The 15,169-nt window shown below is 45.1% G+C and carries 17 protein-coding genes; 13 read left to right on the top strand and 4 right to left on the bottom strand.

The features are described from left to right. The first annotated feature begins 109 nt into the window (after positions 1-109). From ACN0V2_RS04825 to ACN0V2_RS04815, 3 genes are read left to right on the top strand one after another with little or no spacing between them, the layout of a single operon-like run. Positions 110-2,413: a DNA translocase FtsK gene (locus ACN0V2_RS04825; protein ID WP_417549657.1), complete on the top strand. Its 2,304-nt coding sequence runs from the start codon at positions 110-112 to the stop codon at positions 2,411-2,413. Positions 2,414-2,473: 60 nt separating this feature from the next. Continuing rightward, on the top strand, positions 2,474-3,106 hold the full coding sequence (lolA, locus tag ACN0V2_RS04820) for an outer membrane lipoprotein chaperone LolA (protein WP_417549656.1): 633 nt from the start codon (positions 2,474-2,476) through the stop codon (positions 3,104-3,106). Beyond that, the gene (locus ACN0V2_RS04815; protein WP_417549655.1) at positions 3,106-4,428 is read left to right on the top strand and encodes a replication-associated recombination protein A; all 1,323 of its coding nucleotides are present in this window, start codon (positions 3,106-3,108) and stop codon (positions 4,426-4,428) included. Before lolA ends, ACN0V2_RS04815 begins: the two co-directional genes overlap by 1 nt. A gap of 6 nt (positions 4,429-4,434) precedes the next feature. Here ACN0V2_RS04815 and ACN0V2_RS04810 read toward each other — a convergent pair whose 3' ends face one another. The 3 genes from ACN0V2_RS04810 to ACN0V2_RS04800 are packed head-to-tail and all read right to left on the bottom strand — an operon-like array spanning position 4,435 to position 6,752. Further along, positions 4,435-5,190: a class I SAM-dependent methyltransferase gene (locus tag ACN0V2_RS04810; protein ID WP_417549654.1), complete on the bottom strand. Its 756-nt coding sequence runs from the start codon at positions 5,188-5,190 to the stop codon at positions 4,435-4,437. A 6-nt stretch (positions 5,191-5,196) separates the two neighbouring features. After that, positions 5,197-6,189 (bottom strand): beta-propeller fold lactonase family protein, encoded by a 993-nt coding sequence (locus tag ACN0V2_RS04805; protein ID WP_417549653.1) that lies wholly within the window; start codon positions 6,187-6,189, stop codon positions 5,197-5,199. After that, positions 6,189-6,752, bottom strand: coding sequence for an SRPBCC family protein (locus ACN0V2_RS04800; RefSeq protein ID WP_417549652.1), 564 nt, complete (start codon positions 6,750-6,752; stop codon positions 6,189-6,191). Before ACN0V2_RS04800 ends, ACN0V2_RS04805 begins: the two co-directional genes overlap by 1 nt. A gap of 203 nt (positions 6,753-6,955) precedes the next feature. On the opposite strand from ACN0V2_RS04800, the gene ACN0V2_RS04795 reads away from it, so the two are divergent. Genes ACN0V2_RS04795 through hisC form a run of 10 tightly spaced genes read left to right on the top strand, consistent with a single transcriptional unit; the run spans position 6,956 to position 14,479 of the window. Beyond that, positions 6,956-7,762 (top strand): ABC transporter ATP-binding protein, encoded by an 807-nt coding sequence (locus ACN0V2_RS04795; RefSeq protein WP_417549651.1) that lies wholly within the window; start codon positions 6,956-6,958, stop codon positions 7,760-7,762. After that, positions 7,759-8,541, top strand: a complete 783-nt coding sequence (gene mlaE, locus ACN0V2_RS04790) for a lipid asymmetry maintenance ABC transporter permease subunit MlaE (RefSeq protein WP_417549650.1) — start codon at positions 7,759-7,761, stop codon at positions 8,539-8,541. The genes ACN0V2_RS04795 and mlaE overlap by 4 nt, the downstream gene beginning before the upstream one ends. Continuing rightward, the gene (mlaD, locus tag ACN0V2_RS04785) at positions 8,542-9,006 is read left to right on the top strand and encodes an outer membrane lipid asymmetry maintenance protein MlaD (protein ID WP_417549649.1); all 465 of its coding nucleotides are present in this window, start codon (positions 8,542-8,544) and stop codon (positions 9,004-9,006) included. It begins immediately after the preceding gene. 1 nt (position 9,007) lies between these two features. Then, a complete protein-coding gene (locus tag ACN0V2_RS04780) occupies positions 9,008-9,634 on the top strand; it encodes an MlaC/ttg2D family ABC transporter substrate-binding protein (RefSeq protein ID WP_417549648.1) in 627 nt (208 codons plus the stop codon). After that, the gene (locus ACN0V2_RS04775; RefSeq protein ID WP_417549647.1) at positions 9,631-9,927 is read left to right on the top strand and encodes an STAS domain-containing protein; all 297 of its coding nucleotides are present in this window, start codon (positions 9,631-9,633) and stop codon (positions 9,925-9,927) included. The genes ACN0V2_RS04780 and ACN0V2_RS04775 overlap by 4 nt, the downstream gene beginning before the upstream one ends. A 20-nt stretch (positions 9,928-9,947) precedes the next feature. Then, a complete protein-coding gene (locus ACN0V2_RS04770) occupies positions 9,948-10,172 on the top strand; it encodes a BolA family protein (protein WP_417549646.1) in 225 nt (74 codons plus the stop codon). Positions 10,173-10,202: 30 nt separating this feature from the next. Continuing rightward, complete coding sequence (gene murA / locus ACN0V2_RS04765) at positions 10,203-11,489, top strand: UDP-N-acetylglucosamine 1-carboxyvinyltransferase (protein WP_417549645.1); 1,287 nt, start codon at positions 10,203-10,205, stop codon at positions 11,487-11,489. 1 nt (position 11,490) lies between these two features. Continuing rightward, positions 11,491-12,123 carry an ATP phosphoribosyltransferase gene (hisG, locus tag ACN0V2_RS04760; protein WP_417549727.1) on the top strand — a complete coding sequence of 211 codons (633 nt, stop codon included), beginning with the start codon at positions 11,491-11,493 and terminating at the stop codon, positions 12,121-12,123. Beyond that, entirely contained in the window at positions 12,120-13,424 is a 1,305-nt protein-coding gene (gene hisD / locus ACN0V2_RS04755; protein ID WP_417549644.1) for a histidinol dehydrogenase, read from the top strand. Before hisG ends, hisD begins: the two co-directional genes overlap by 4 nt. Then, a complete protein-coding gene (hisC, locus tag ACN0V2_RS04750; RefSeq protein ID WP_417549643.1) occupies positions 13,424-14,479 on the top strand; it encodes a histidinol-phosphate transaminase in 1,056 nt (351 codons plus the stop codon). The genes hisD and hisC overlap by 1 nt, the downstream gene beginning before the upstream one ends. Here the strand turns inward: hisC and ACN0V2_RS04745 are convergent. Further along, positions 14,476-15,144: a DUF4124 domain-containing protein gene (locus tag ACN0V2_RS04745; protein WP_417549642.1), complete on the bottom strand. Its 669-nt coding sequence runs from the start codon at positions 15,142-15,144 to the stop codon at positions 14,476-14,478. The two genes, hisC and ACN0V2_RS04745, sit on opposite strands and share 4 nt — an antisense overlap. Positions 15,145-15,169: the final 25 nt, after the last annotated feature.

Genomic DNA, 15,169 nt, shown 5'->3' with positions numbered 1-15,169 from the left:
AAAAGCAGGCGATTAGAGTACCCATTGCTTTGCCTTTGGACAAGCATCAGCTGCTAAAACCTGTGTTAGAATCTGCGCTTAATCAATTGGCTTCATTGGAATTATCACATTGGCACAAGCGACACGGGCAAACGACAAAAATAAAGCGGAAGTCACCGCTGGCGCAGTCGGATTCCGACTTCGCGAAGCAGCACTGATCTTGGCGCTGGCATTAGCTGCTTATTTATTACTGTCTTTAGTAACTTACGAACCTACTGACCCCGGCTGGTCCACCACCGGAACGGATGACCTGATTGCCAACAGTGGCGGCATCGTTGGCGCATGGCTTGCGGATGCATTGTTGTATGGGTTTGGTTTTCCTGCCTATCTTGCGCCCTTAATGTTGGGCTTTAGTGGTTGGCTTTTATTTAGTTGGGGCAAGCGCGCTGATGGTGATGATGCGTTACATTTCTGGGTATTGAAATCAGTTGGTTTGGTGATGGCATTAGCCGCTGCCAGCGGGTTGTCATCATTAAGTTTGGTTGATTACGCCGGATTGTTGCCTTTGGGTGCTGGTGGTGTATTGGGCGAAGTAGTTGGTCATGGATTTGAATCGGTATTTGGCGCTTCCGGCACCAGTTTATTGTTATTGGCGCTGTTGTTGACCGGGGTGACGTTATTTACCGGCTTATCTTGGTTGATGGTGATTGACCGATTGGGTGCTATGGCGATGGTGGTATTAATCCATGTTGCCCGTTGGAGCCGTGAGTTACAGGGAAATCTGCAAGTTCGCCGCACCCGCCAGCAACGTGAAGAAACCTTTATCGCGCAGAAAGAAAAAATGCAGCATAAAGCCAAAGTGCGTGTTGAGCCTCAATTGCAAGTGAAAGAACCGAGCAAACGAGAAGAAAAAGAACGTCAACAACCCTTATTTGAAACGCCTGATGCGCCGGGAATGCCGACGTTATCTCTCCTTGATTTGCCTAAAGCGGTCACTGCTGGATATAGCGAAGAAGTGTTGCAGGCATTATCGCGTTTGGTCGAGTTGAAGTTAAAAGATTTCGGTGTGGAAGTACAGGTGGTCGAAGTTCAACCAGGCCCTGTGGTTACTCGCTTTGAATTACAACCTGCCGCCGGTATTAAAGTCAGTCGCATCAGTGGTCTGGCAAAAGATTTGGCCCGAGCTTTATCGATTACCAGTGTACGTATTGTTGAAATTATTCCAGGCAAACCGTTTGTTGGTTTGGAAATCCCCAATGAAATTCGTGAAGTGGTTCGGTTACGAGAAATTCTGGCCTGTAGTGATTATGAAAACAGCAAATCACCATTGGTCATGGCCTTGGGTAAAGATATTGCTGGCAGACCTGTGGTGGCCAACCTTGAAAAAATGCCACATCTGTTGGTGGCCGGTACCACCGGTTCGGGTAAATCAGTCGCAGTAAATGCGATGATTTTGAGCTTGTTATACAAAGCCACACCTAAAGAAGTTCGCCTGATCATGGTCGACCCGAAAATGCTGGAATTATCGATTTACGAAGATATTCCGCATTTGTTGACACCTGTCGTTACCGATATGAAAGAAGCCGCCAATGCGTTGCGGTGGTGTGTCGCGGAAATGGAAAGACGCTATCCGCTTATGGCGGCATTAGGCGTGCGTAATATTGCTGGTTATAACAAGAAAGTGCAGGACGCCATTGATAGTGGCGAACCAATTCCAGACCCAATGGCTGAAGTATTGCCCGGTGAACCGATTCCTACTTTAGAAACCCTGCCATTTATCGTAGTCATCATCGATGAATTAGCCGATATGATGATGGTAGTCGGTAAACAGGTTGAAGAACTGATTGCTCGACTGGCACAAAAAGCTCGTGCTGCCGGTATTCATTTAATTCTGGCAACTCAAAGACCATCGGTGGATGTTATTACCGGTTTGATTAAAGCCAATATCCCGACGCGCATGGCTTTTCAGGTATCGTCGCGAATTGATTCGCGCACTATTCTTGATCAGATGGGCGCAGAGCAGTTATTAGGGCAGGGCGATATGTTGTATCTGCCACCTGGCAGTGGATTGCCTGAGCGGGTACATGGCGCCTTTGTCGATGATCATGAAGTACATGCTGTAGTCAATTTCTTAAAAACTCAGGGCGGCCCGAACTATCTGGAAGAAATTACCCAGGATAATTCCGATGATGATAGCGAAGGTGGTAGCGGCATCGGTGATGCTAGTGATGGCGAATCAGATCCACTCTATGACCAGGCAGTGCAGATTGTCACCGAAAGCCGTCGGGCATCAGTTTCTGGCGTACAACGACGTTTGAAAATTGGTTATAACCGTGCGGCCCGTATTGTGGAAGCTATGGAGGCTGCAGGCGTGGTTTCGGCGATGCAAACGAACGGTAGTCGTGAAGTATTAGCTCCACCACCACGCAATTGATGCAATTAGTTTGTAACAGTTGATGTCTTAGTTGTTCCTAAAACGATTTGGAGTATAAAAATGATTAAACGCTGTGCAACACAGTGGTTGCTGCTTGGATGGTTAATTTTGCCACCAATGGCGTTTGCAGAATCGGCGGTTGATAAGCTTAATGCGTTTGTGCAAGAGGTCTCTCAGTTAGAAGCCGACTTCCAACAAACCGTAATCGATACCGATGGTCAGGTGTTAGAAGAAGCGACTGGTCAGTTTTTATTATCCAGGCCTGGGAAATTTCGTTGGGATTATGACACGCCTTTTCCTCAGCAAATCGTTGCTGATGGTGAGCGAATTTGGTTTTATGATGTCGATTTAGAACAAATCACTGTCAAATTACAAGATGAAGCTTTAGCCGAAACGCCTGCGGGCTTATTGTCAGGAAATACACTGCCGGAAGCGGAATATCATATTCGTGAACTGGAATCAGAAGATCAACTTCAGTGGGTTCGATTGGTGCCAAAAGAGTCTGATAATAATTATCAAACAGTGGCATTGGCTTTTGATGATAATGGCATTCGAGAAATGTTGATGGTAGATAGTTTTGATCAACGCACCCGTTTGGTCTTTAGCAATATCAAAATTAATGCGGATTTGCCTGCTTCACGATTTCAGTTTACGGCGCCAGAAGGTGTTGATGTGGTGGGTGACGTTCCCTAATGAGCCTGTTTGATAATCTGCATCCACAAGTCGGCCGTCCATTGGCTGATCGGATGCGGCCACAAACACTGGATGAATACATCGGGCAACAGCATTTACTGGCCGAAGGTAAACCCTTAAGGCAGGCGATTGCCACTGGTCAGCCACACTCAATGATCTTCTGGGGACCACCCGGTACCGGTAAAACGACTTTAGCACGGCTGATCGCCGGATATTGTGATGCAGAATTTATCAGTATTTCTGCTGTATTAGCTGGCGTTAAAGAAGTTCGTGAAGCTGTTACTCGAGCCAAGCAACTGCAACAAGAACGTGGTCGACGCACCATGTTATTTGTTGATGAAGTGCATCGTTTTAACAAGTCTCAGCAAGATGCTTTTTTGCCTTACGTTGAAGATGGTACTTTTACCTTTATCGGTGCCACCACTGAAAATCCTTCCTTTGAATTGAACAATGCCTTGTTATCTCGAGCACGGGTTTACGTACTCAAATCACTGGAGGTCAACGATTTAAAGTTAATCATTGATCGTGCAATGCAGGATGGTATTCGTGGTTTGGCAGGACGTGATATCAAACTGGATGACAGGTTGCGAGAGCAATTAGCACAAGCTGCTGATGGCGATGGGCGGCGGGTATTGAATCTGCTGGAAATCGCCATAGACCTAGCTGATAGTAAACAGCAAACCGAAGTTGATGAAACTGATCTGGCTGAGGTGTTATCCGGCACCTTGAGACGCTTTGATAAAGGTGGCGAAGCGTTTTACGATCAGATATCGGCGTTACACAAATCAGTCCGTGGCTCGTCACCGGACGGAGCTTTGTATTGGCTGTGCCGGATGTTGGATGGTGGCTGTGATCCGGTTTATCTGATGCGCCGCATTGTTCGCATGGCGGTGGAAGATATCGGTAATGCTGATCCACGAGGATTACGTATCGCTTTGGATGCGTGGGAAAGCTTTGATAAATTGGGCCGCCCGGAAGGCGAGCTAGCGATTGCTCAAGCTGTGGTTTATTTAGCTTGCGCCCCGAAAAGTAATGCTGTTTACACTGCCTTTAAAGCGGCAATGCAGGATGCCAAAAACTTTGGTTCAGCCGAGGTGCCATTACATCTGCGAAATGCACCGACCAAACTGATGAAAGAACTAGATTATGGCAAAGAATACCGCTACGCCCATGACGAACAGGATGCCTATGCGGCGGGAGAAAATTATTTCCCGGAAACTATGCCGCAACGGCAATATTATCAGCCGGTCAATCGCGGGTTGGAAATTAAAATCGCCGAGAAACTGGCGCATTTGAGAGAGCTGGATAAACAACGCCGCTAATAGAAATCAACCAGTATAAATATCGTAACGGGTGTTTTTACTTTCAATACTTACATGTGGTTTTTGATTGGCGAAATAATCAGCGCCTTTCGGTCTTTTTACAGTCACCCGTTTTAAAGCAACTTTACGCGCGAGGTTGAGTAAATCTTCACTGTTGCTATCAGGCCCAACCAGCTGATGTAAAAGCTGCATTTCCTTTTTCACCAAAGCCGATTTTTCTCTTGCCGGATACATTGGATCCAGATAAACCACATCTGGCTTTTCTGCTTCGCTGAGGCTGGCTAAATAATCCATAGCATTGCCATGATGTAATTGCATGCGCGCAATAATTTCAGCAGTCTCTGCATCGGTCTGTGCTCGTTTCATCGCATCAGCCAATAAGGCAGCGACTAATGGTTGTTGTTCAACTAAGGTGACCTGACAACCAAGACTGGCAAATACGAAAGCATCTCTGCCTAAACCGGCCGTTGCATCGATAATACTGGGATTTGCGCCTTTTTTCAGTCCAACGGCTTTTGCTATCGGTTGGCCGCGGCCACCGCCGAATTGACGGCGATGTTGATTTTTACCAGCAGTAAAATCAATAAAAACCGGCCCACCGAGCTGGGGCACTCGAATTTCCAACCGGGAAGCAGTAAGGACCAATTGTGCTTTCTCAGAATCCAGAATATTCAATTCAAGCTGATATTTTTCAGCGATTAAACTGGCCTCATCGCTCAATTTAGCATCAGTGACTGCCAGCGTATTTATCTGAATTGCCATGGCAGATTATTGGCTGATAATAAAATCACCAAAAGAGCGGCTACCTTTCCCAGTTTTAATATCGGTAATTCGTTCCCCGGTGGTGGTGTCGATAACTGAAACGCTATCATCACCCCAGTTAGATACATATAAATGCTTACCATTGGCGGTGATATCTATGCCTTCGGGACTGTCTTCAACCTCGATGGTATTGATGCTCTTTCCCGCAGCAATATCCACAACAGATACACTGTTTTCATCCTGATTGGTCACATAAAGAAATTTACCATCGGGACTGCTGACGGCACAATACGGCCATTCACCGACCTCAATAGTTGCTGCAGCGGTCAAACTTTCAGTATCAATCATCGTTACACTGCTATCTTGAACGTTAACACTGAAAAGTCGTTTTCCATCCGCTGTCAATGCAAGGCCAAATGGTGATTTACCCACGTTGACTGTTGCCAATACTTGTTCAGTAACCGAATCAATGATGCTCACCGTATTATCATCACGGTTGGCAACGTAAAGACGATTTCTTGGTTCATCGTAAATTATGCCAGCCGGAGATTTTCCCACATCAATGCGTTGCCGAATCTGTTGCTTATCAACATCCACCACACTGATTTTATGTTCATACCAATCGGCAACATAGGCAATACTGCCATCATGGTTTGTCGCGACACCAACTGGTCCTTGGCCGACCGGGATCTGACTGATCTCAGTAAATTGTCTCGCGTCCAATACGGAAATATTCTGACTGTCGGGGTTGGTCACAATGGCTCTTTGTCCATCTTGACTTAGGGCAATCCCTGCAGGGGCTTTACCTGCGGCAATTGTAGTGACAACGACTTGTTTATCGATATCAATGACACTGATATCGTTACTGAGTTGATTAGTAATAAACGCATAATTGGCAGGCTCTGCACACGCTATCAGGCTAAAAGTAGTGAGCACAAAAAAAGCGACCCGATTAAGGGCCGCTTTCAGAAATGCGTTTTCGTTTACAGAAAATCGCATTATTTCTCCATAATGTTTTTCAGGTTTTCCAAGCCACTTTTGTAAACAGCGGTAACTGCTTCTACGGCTTCAGCATCAGATTGACCTTCTGGTACTGGAGGATTGTCCATGAAAGAACGATAAAACTTAGCACGCCATCTTACTTCTGTACCGCCATCGACTTCTTTTACAAACATCCAAGATTTATAAGTAGAAACTGGCAGGGTGTAATAAGGAGTATCTTTGCTGTTGAACGTAATGGTTTTGACAACACTCATATCAGTGATTTTATAAATCAAAGACATTTTTTCGTCATCCAGTTTTTCTAACTCTTCAGTGATGGTCGGGTTGCCTTCACTTTTCAAGGTTAAAACACGAACCTTATCATCCTTCATTTCAACGCTTTCTACTGCTGGATGCCATTTATCAATAGCACTGAAGTCTTTGAGCATACCCCATACTTTATCGGGAGCAGCGTTAATAATAATTTTCTCATCAACTTCTTGGCGAGTTGGGCCGTGAGCAGTTGCTACCAAAGGCAGAGCAATAACGGTAGCCGCAACAATTTGCAAAAATTTCTTCATTCTTAAAAGTCTCCGTTTAATTCGGTTATTAACCAAAGCATTTGCAGGAAGTTTGAACCAACAATGGCTGAACAAGTTCCTGAAATTGAACATGGCGACAACACTTTAGCCGATACCCGTCGGTTTTTCCACACAGCGATTTGACTTAGCATCAGCGATTCAAGAAAATTAGCGGTCTTTATATTTGATATCGGCAAAAAATAATGGCACCACTGATCAAAATCAGGGATTTGCATTTTAACCGTGGCGACAAAGTTATCTTCAGTGGCGTGGATATTGATATCTACCAAGGCAAGGTAACTGCAATCATGGGGCCGAGCGGCACCGGCAAAACCACACTGCTTAAATTGATCGGCGGCCAGCTTAAACCGGATCGTGGCACTATTGAAGTTGATGGTCAGGATGTGCATAAACTTTCCCACTCAAAACTATATGAATTGCGCAAGCGCATAGGAATGTTGTTTCAAAGTGGCGCTCTGCTAACCGATATCAATGTTTTCGAAAATGTGGCTTTTCCGTTACGTGAACACACCAAATTACCTGAATCGATGATTCGTGATTTAGTGTTAATGAAGTTACAGGCCGTTGGTTTGCGAAATGCTCGGGATATGATGCCAGCTGAATTGTCTGGAGGTATGGCTCGAAGGGTAGCTTTAGCACGTGCAGTTACGCTGGATCCCATGATGATTATGTATGACGAGCCGTTTACCGGACAGGATCCCATTTCGATGGGGACGCTGGTTAATCTTATCCGCAGACTTAATGATGCAATGGGGCTAACCAGTATTATCGTCTCACATGATGTGGCTGAAACCACCAAAATAGCAGATGAGATTTACTTATTGTCTGGCGGGAAAGTGGTTGAAAAAGGGACTCCGGAAACACTTAAAACCTCTGGTTCAGACTGGGTGAAACAGTTTTTACAAGGTTTGCCTGATGGCCCCGTTCCATTCCATTATCCAGGTAATGACTTTAAAAAAGACCTGTTGAATTCAGAGGAAAAACAATGATTGAGCTGCTACGTAGCCTTGGTCGCTGGGGATTGAATACCTTTCAGCGACTTGGTCGGGGCCATATGTTCCTGATACAGATGCTGGCAGGTATTCCAAGCTCAGTATTTCGTTTTTCTCTGGTTGTTCAGCAGTTATTTTACGTCGGTGTTTTATCGATTCTAATTATTTTGATATCCGGTTTATTTGTCGGCATGGTGTTAGGCCTGCAGGGGTATAATACGCTGGTTGATTTCGGTGCCGAAGAATCCCTAGGGGTGCTGGTTTCATTATCGCTGGTAAGAGAGCTTGGTCCGGTCGTGAGTGCTTTGTTGTTTGCTGGGCGAGCAGGATCAGCACTGACTGCTGAAATAGGTTTAATGAAAAGTACGGAACAGTTGTCTGGTATGGAGATGATGGCAGTTGATCCCATGCGTCGCATTATTGCACCAAGATTTTTGGCTGGTCTGATCTCAATGCCATTACTGGCAGCTATTTTTAGTGCTGTCGGTATTTTAGGCGGATTTCTGGTTGGTCATGGTTTGCTTGGTGTCGATGATGGTGCTTTTTGGTCTCAGATGCAGGCTAAAACCGACTGGTATGAAGATATTCTGAACGGTGTTATTAAAAGTATTGTCTTTGGCTTTGTTGTTACATGGATTGCTTTGTTTGAAGGTTATGATGCTTCACCAACTTCTGAAGGAGTGGGGCGTGCCACAACGCGGACAGTTGTCCATTCCGCTTTTGCTATTTTAGGCCTGGACTTTGTTCTGACTGCGTTGATGTTTGGAGATATTTAAATGAATTCGAAAAGAAGTACCGAGATCCTGGTCGGTTTGTTTGTTGCTGCGGGTATGGCTGCTTTATTTGTCTTGGCGATGAAGGTGAGTAATCTCGGTGATATTACTGATGAAAAAGGCTATGAAGTTGTTGCTAACTTTCAGAATATCGGTGGTTTAAAACCACGTTCTCCAGTGACAATGGCTGGTGTGCGGGTTGGTCGTGTGACATCAATATCACTGGATCCGGATACCTATGATGCCAGAGTCACCATTAATATTTATCCACAGTATGACAACATACCGGTAGATACCTCAGCTAGTGTCTTTACTGCTGGCCTTTTAGGTGAGCAATACATCAGTTTGTCACCAGGCGCGGATGATTTCTTCTTAGAAGACGGCGATGTGATTGATTTAACTCAACCGGCGGTGGTGTTGGAACAGGTGATTGGTCAGTTCTTATACAGTACTGCAGAAGGTGAATAGTATGATTAAGCTTAAACAAAACGTTATCCAGTTATTCGCAGTAATGATGCTGAGCTTTTTGGCCTTTAGTGCGTCAGCTCAAGCGATGCCCGAACCTCAGGCTTTAGTGAAAGAAGCATCAGATAATATGCTTAAGGCACTTAAAGATCATGAAGCCGAATTAGAAACTGATCCGCAGAAAATTTATACCCTGGTGCAGGAAATTCTGTTTCCACATTTTGATTTTGAACGTATGGCAAGACTGGCGTTAGGGCGGAGTTGGAGAGATGCTTCTGCTGAACAACAAACTAAATTTGTTGAAGAGTTCCGTTTGTTGTTGGTTAGAACTTATGCAACAGCGATGTTGGAATATACCAATGAAGAAATCCGCTTTCTGCCGTTTCGTGATGATGTCGAAAAAGGCCGGGTAAGTGTACCGATGGAAGTGGTTCAGCCTAATGGTCCATCTGTCCCTATGTCATTAGCGCTTTATAAAAATAAAAACAATGAATGGAAAGTTTATGACGTTAAGATTGAAGGCATTAGCCTAGTGACCAATTATCGTTCATCTTTCAATCGTGATATCAGAACCAGCGGAATGGACGCCTTGATTGAAAGCCTTTCAAAACGCAACGATAAAGCCAGATGATGAATCTGATTTTTGATGATGTAGCTAAACGCATCCTGGTATCGGGTGAGCTGACTTTTAAGACAGCAGCTAGCGGTATTGATATGACCGAAGAGTTATTTGCTGAAACCGCAAATCTTGATATGGATCTCAGCGAAGTAACTCGTAGTGATAGTGCCGGTTTGGCGTTATTAATTGAATGGATACGTCAGGCCGAGAAGTTAAACAAGCCGATTCGTTATTTTAATATGCCCTCTCAAATGTTAGCGATGGCCGAAGCAAGCGGATTGGAAGAACTTCTTCCTCTGCAATAAATTTATATAAGTGGTGAAACATGAAAGCAGCAGATATCAAAGTAATGATTGAAGCAGGCTTACCTGATGCTGATGTAGAAGTGTTTGGTGAAGATGGCCAGCATTTTGATGCACGGGTTTTTAGTCCGTCATTCTCTGGAAAAACCCTGATTGAACAACACCGTATGGTTAAAGCGACTTTAGGCGACAGTTTTAGTAGTGGTGCTGTTCATGCCTTATCGCTTAAAACAGGTGTCTCTCGCTAATCCACTCCCTTATTCTTCCAGAGCAAATTCATGGACAAATTAATTATTAAAGGTGGTGTCGCGCTGGATGGCGAGATCCGTATTTCTGGTGCAAAGAACGCAGCGTTACCTATTTTGATGGGCGCCTTGTTAGCGGATTCACCAGTGCGTATTGGCAATGTTCCGCATTTACATGACATAACCACCACGCTAGAGTTGTTAGGCCGCATGGGCGTGACGCTGACGGTAGATGAACGCTCCGGAGTGTTGATTGACCCCTCAACGTTGACTATTACCGAAGCAGCTTATGATTTGGTCAAAACCATGCGTGCTTCAATCTTGGTTTTGGGGCCTTTATTAGCCAAATTTGGTAAAGCTGATGTCTCTTTGCCTGGTGGCTGTGCGATTGGTTCGCGTCCAGTGGATCTGCATCTGCGTGGTCTAGAGCAAATGGGTGCAGAAATCAAAGTGGAAAACGGTTATATCCGTGCTACCAGCGGTAAAGGTTTAAAAGGCGCACACATCTTTATGGATCAAGTTACCGTGACCGGTACTGAAAACCTGATGATGGCAGCAACATTGGCCTCTGGCACAACAATTATTGAAAATGCTGCCCGTGAACCCGAAGTAGTCGATTTGGCTAAATACCTGAATCAAATGGGTGCAAAAATTACTGGCGCCGGTTCAACAACGATTCAGATTGAAGGTGTCGAAAAACTTAATGGCACTCATTACGCGATTCTGCCGGATCGTATTGAAACTGGAACTTATCTGGTTGCTGCCGCGATTACTCGGGGCCGAGTCAAACTAAAAGATACTGATGCCAACCAATTAGAAGCTGTGTTACTGAAGTTGGAAGAGGCGGGTGCAAAAATTGAAGTAGGTGAGGATTGGATCACCTTAGATATGGAAGGTAGACGTCCGAAAGCCGTCAATATTCGTACTGCCCCTTATCCCGCTTTCCCAACGGATATGCAAGCCCAGTTTACTGCGCTGAATAGTATTGCTGAAGGTCAGGCAACCATCGTCGAAACGGTATTCGAAAACCGCTTTATGCATGTGCAAGAAATGCAGCGAATGGGCGCTAATTTGCAGATCGAAGGTAATACCGTAGTCTGCAAAGGCCAGGAAAAACTGACTGCAGCTCCAGTGATGGCGACCGATTTACGGGCGTCGGCTTGTCTGGTTTTGGCAGCTTTGGTGGCTGAAGGAGAAACCCAAGTCGAACGTATCTACCATATCGACCGTGGTTACGAATGTATTGAAGAAAAACTGCAGCAGTTAGGCGCACGCATTCGTCGTATTCCGACGCAGGCGAGGGTAGCCTCGAATGGCTGAAATGTTAACGCTGGCATTATCCAAAGGTCGAATCTTTGAGGAAACTTTACCGTTATTAAAGGCGGCTGGTATTGAGCCATTGGACGATCCTGAAAAAAGCCGCAAACTGATTCTGGAAACCAATTTGCCAGATGTCAGACTCATTATCGTACGTGCCTCAGACGTACCTACCTATGTGGAATACGGTGGTGCTGACATGGGTGTGGCGGGTAAAGATGTGTTGATGGAACATCCAGAAGCCGAGCTCTATGAACCGGTGGATCTGAAGATTGCCTGCTGCAAGTTGATGACAGCCGGAAAAGTAGATGCAGAACAACCGCAAGGCCGGTTGAAAGTGGCAACCAAGTTTGTCGAAAGCACTAAACGTTTTTACGCAGAGCAAGGCCAGCAAGTCGAGATCATCAAACTCTATGGCTCCATGGAGTTGGCACCGCTGGTGGGTATGGCTGACCGTATTGTTGATGTTGTTGATACCGGTAATACGTTGCGCGCGAATGGTTTGATTCCCATGGAACATATCGCGGATATAAGTTCGCGTTTGGTGGTCAATAAGGCATCCATGAAAACCAAGCATGCGCGGATTCAGCAGTTTATTGAACAGATCCGCAAAGCAGTAAAAGAGCAGCAAAAATGACCCAAATTAGTGAATTGAATTTTCAGCAAGCTGACTTCTGGCCCAAGCTATCCGAGCTATTGGCGTGGGAAGGTGTATCTGATGCAGCGATTACCGATACAGTTCGAAATATTTTGGCAGATGTAAAACAGCGTGGTGATCAGGCCGTAGTTGAATACAGTCAACGATTTGATCGCGTTAAAGCAACTGCGATGGCTGAACTGGAAATTCCATTGTCTCGAGCTGCTGCTGCCCTGGAATCTATCCCTGCTGCACAGCGTCAGGCGCTTGAAAAAGCTGCTGAACGTGTACGTCAATATCACGAACATCAGAAGCAGGAATCCTGGCATTACGTGGAGGCCGATGGCACTTTGTTGGGCCAGCAAGTCACACCACTGGATCGCGCCGGGTTATATGTACCAGGTGGCAAAGCTGCTTATCCTTCCTCAGTTTTGATGAATGCTATTCCAGCCAAAGTGGCGGGGGTGCAGGAATTAATCATGGTGGTACCAACACCTGATGATGAAGTGAATGATTTAGTACTAGCTGCTGCTGCCATTGCTGGTGTAGATCGTATTTTCGCGATTGGTGGTGCACAAGCTGTTGCTGCTATGGCATATGGTACTGAAACCATTCCGCAGGTTGATAAGATTGTTGGACCGGGCAATATCTTTGTTGCCACGGCCAAGGGCATGGTATTTGGTACTGTTGGTATCGATATGATTGCCGGGCCATCAGAAATTTTGGTGATTTGTGATGGTAAGACCGATCCAGACTGGATTGCCATGGATCTGTTCTCACAGGCCGAACATGATGAAGACGCCCAATCTATTCTGATTTCACCTGATGCTGAATTTCTTCAGCAAGTGAAAGAATCAGTTGCTCGTTTGCTGCCGACCATGGAACGTAAAGCGATTATTGAAACGTCACTAAAAAACCGTGGTGCAATGATTCTGGTTGATGATATGCAACAGGCAGTAGAAGTATGTAATTACATTGCCCCAGAGCATTTGGAACTATCTGTCGACGAACCAATGGAAATGGCCAAGCAAATACGTCACGCTGGTGCGATTTTCATGGGTCGTTATACGCCTGAAGCATTAGGTGATTATTGTGCTGGACCAAATCACGTGTTGCCGACTTCGCGTACTGCGCGTTTCAGTTCACCTTTGGGTGTTTACGACTTTCAAAAACGTTCAAGCTTAATACAGGTATCTCCACAAGGTGCCCAAAGTTTGGGACAAATTGCATCGGTATTGGCGCGTGGTGAGAGTCTCACGGCACATGCTCGCAGTGCTGAGTATCGGTTACAGGAAAAATAATGAGCCGCTTCTGGAGTGATTTTGTTCATTCGTTACAACCGTATGTGCCTGGTGAACAACCGCGTGGCCATAATCTGGTTAAGCTCAATACCAATGAAAATCCCTTTGGTCCGTCGCCTAAGGTGTTGGAAGCGATCCGTATGGCCACCACAGATCAGTTACGGTTGTATCCGGTACCGGACGGTGGGCCATTAAAGCAGGCGATTGCTGATTATCATAATGTGCCGGCAGAATGTGTGTTTGTTGGCAATGGTTCAGATGAAGTATTGGCGCATGTGTTCAATGCCTTGTTCAAACATGGCAAGCCGGTGTTGTTTCCGGATATTACCTATAGTTTTTATCCTGTGTATTGTCAGCTATACGACATAGATTCGGTTTTAGTACCGCTGAATGCTGATTTCCAAATTGATATTACTGATTACGAGCGTGATAACGGCGGCATTATTTTGCCTAATCCAAACGCGCCAACTGGCTGTTTATTATCTCTAGACGATATTCGCCGATTAGTTGAGTTTAACCGCGACTCAGTGGTGGTCATTGATGAGGCCTATATTGATTTTGGTGGTGAGACAGCTATTCCATTAACGCAGCGCTTCCCAAATTTATTGGTTACTCAAACGTTATCGAAGTCTCGTTCATTAGCTGGAATGCGCATTGGCTTTGCCGTAGGGCATCCGGACTTGATTGAAGCGTTGATCAGAGTAAAAGACAGCTTTAATTCTTATCCACTAGACAGTTTGGCGATTGCAGCAGGCATTGCTGCATATAAAGATGAGGCTTACTTTAAGCAATGTCAGCAACAAGTCATTTCTGAACGTGAGTGGTTAACACAATCGTTGATAGAACTTGGTTTTGAAGTTTTACCCTCAGCTGCAAATTTTGTCTTTACCCGTCATCCTCAACAGGATGCAGCTATTCTAGCTGCTGGTTTACGGGAAAAAGGCGTCATTGTGCGTCATTTTAAAAAGCCCAGAATCGATCAGTTTTTGCGCATTAGCGTTGGTAATCGTACCGAGAACCAATTGTTAATGAGTCAGTTGGATTTGTTGGTTTAATTAGACGTAGTCGTTCCCAGTAATTCACGCAGGCGCTGTTGATCCAGTTCATATTGCATCTTGAGTGTTTCAACTTCAGTGCGTAGCTGTTCAATATTAGATTGATTGTTGTCCAATTCTTGTTGTGCAGCTTGCAGACGACTTTTTAGATTTTCACTAAGACCCACACCACTTAATTCATTATCTGCTGCTTGTTTTTGCACTTGCTGCAATCGTTGCTGCAATCCTTTACGTTTCGCTTTTAATATATCGATACGCTTCTCACGATATTGCAGATCTTTGTCACGTTTATCGAGCAAATCTTGTTCTGTGTTATATGCTGATAACAGATTATGATCGTAAATAGCCTGTTTACGACGTTTTTCGGCTTGTTTTCTGGCGTCTTCTTCAGCCTGTTTTTGTAATTCTAAATCCAGTTTTTTTTGTATTTCCCGTTCAACAATCTCAGCTTCTGTTGGAGCTGGCGGCACCCGTTCAATCACTCGCATCGATTTCTCATCCAGAATATCGTAACCTTGCTGGGCAACTTCTGGTGGTAATGTTTTGCTCAACGTCGGAATACCGTTTTCATCGGTAAAGCGGTAAAGTTGTGCCGATGAAACGGAAGTCGCAATAAATACAGTTGTGCTAAGTAGAAGCATCACAACAAAACGTATTGAAATCATTATATTTCCCAGAGAGCCTTGTTAA

Origin of the sequence: Methylophaga sp., from assembly GCF_048266885.1 — a bacterium.
GTDB lineage: Bacteria > Pseudomonadota > Gammaproteobacteria > Nitrosococcales > Methylophagaceae > Methylophaga.
Note: the sequence above shows the minus strand (reverse complement) of the source record. Positions and strands in the feature narration are given on the sequence as shown.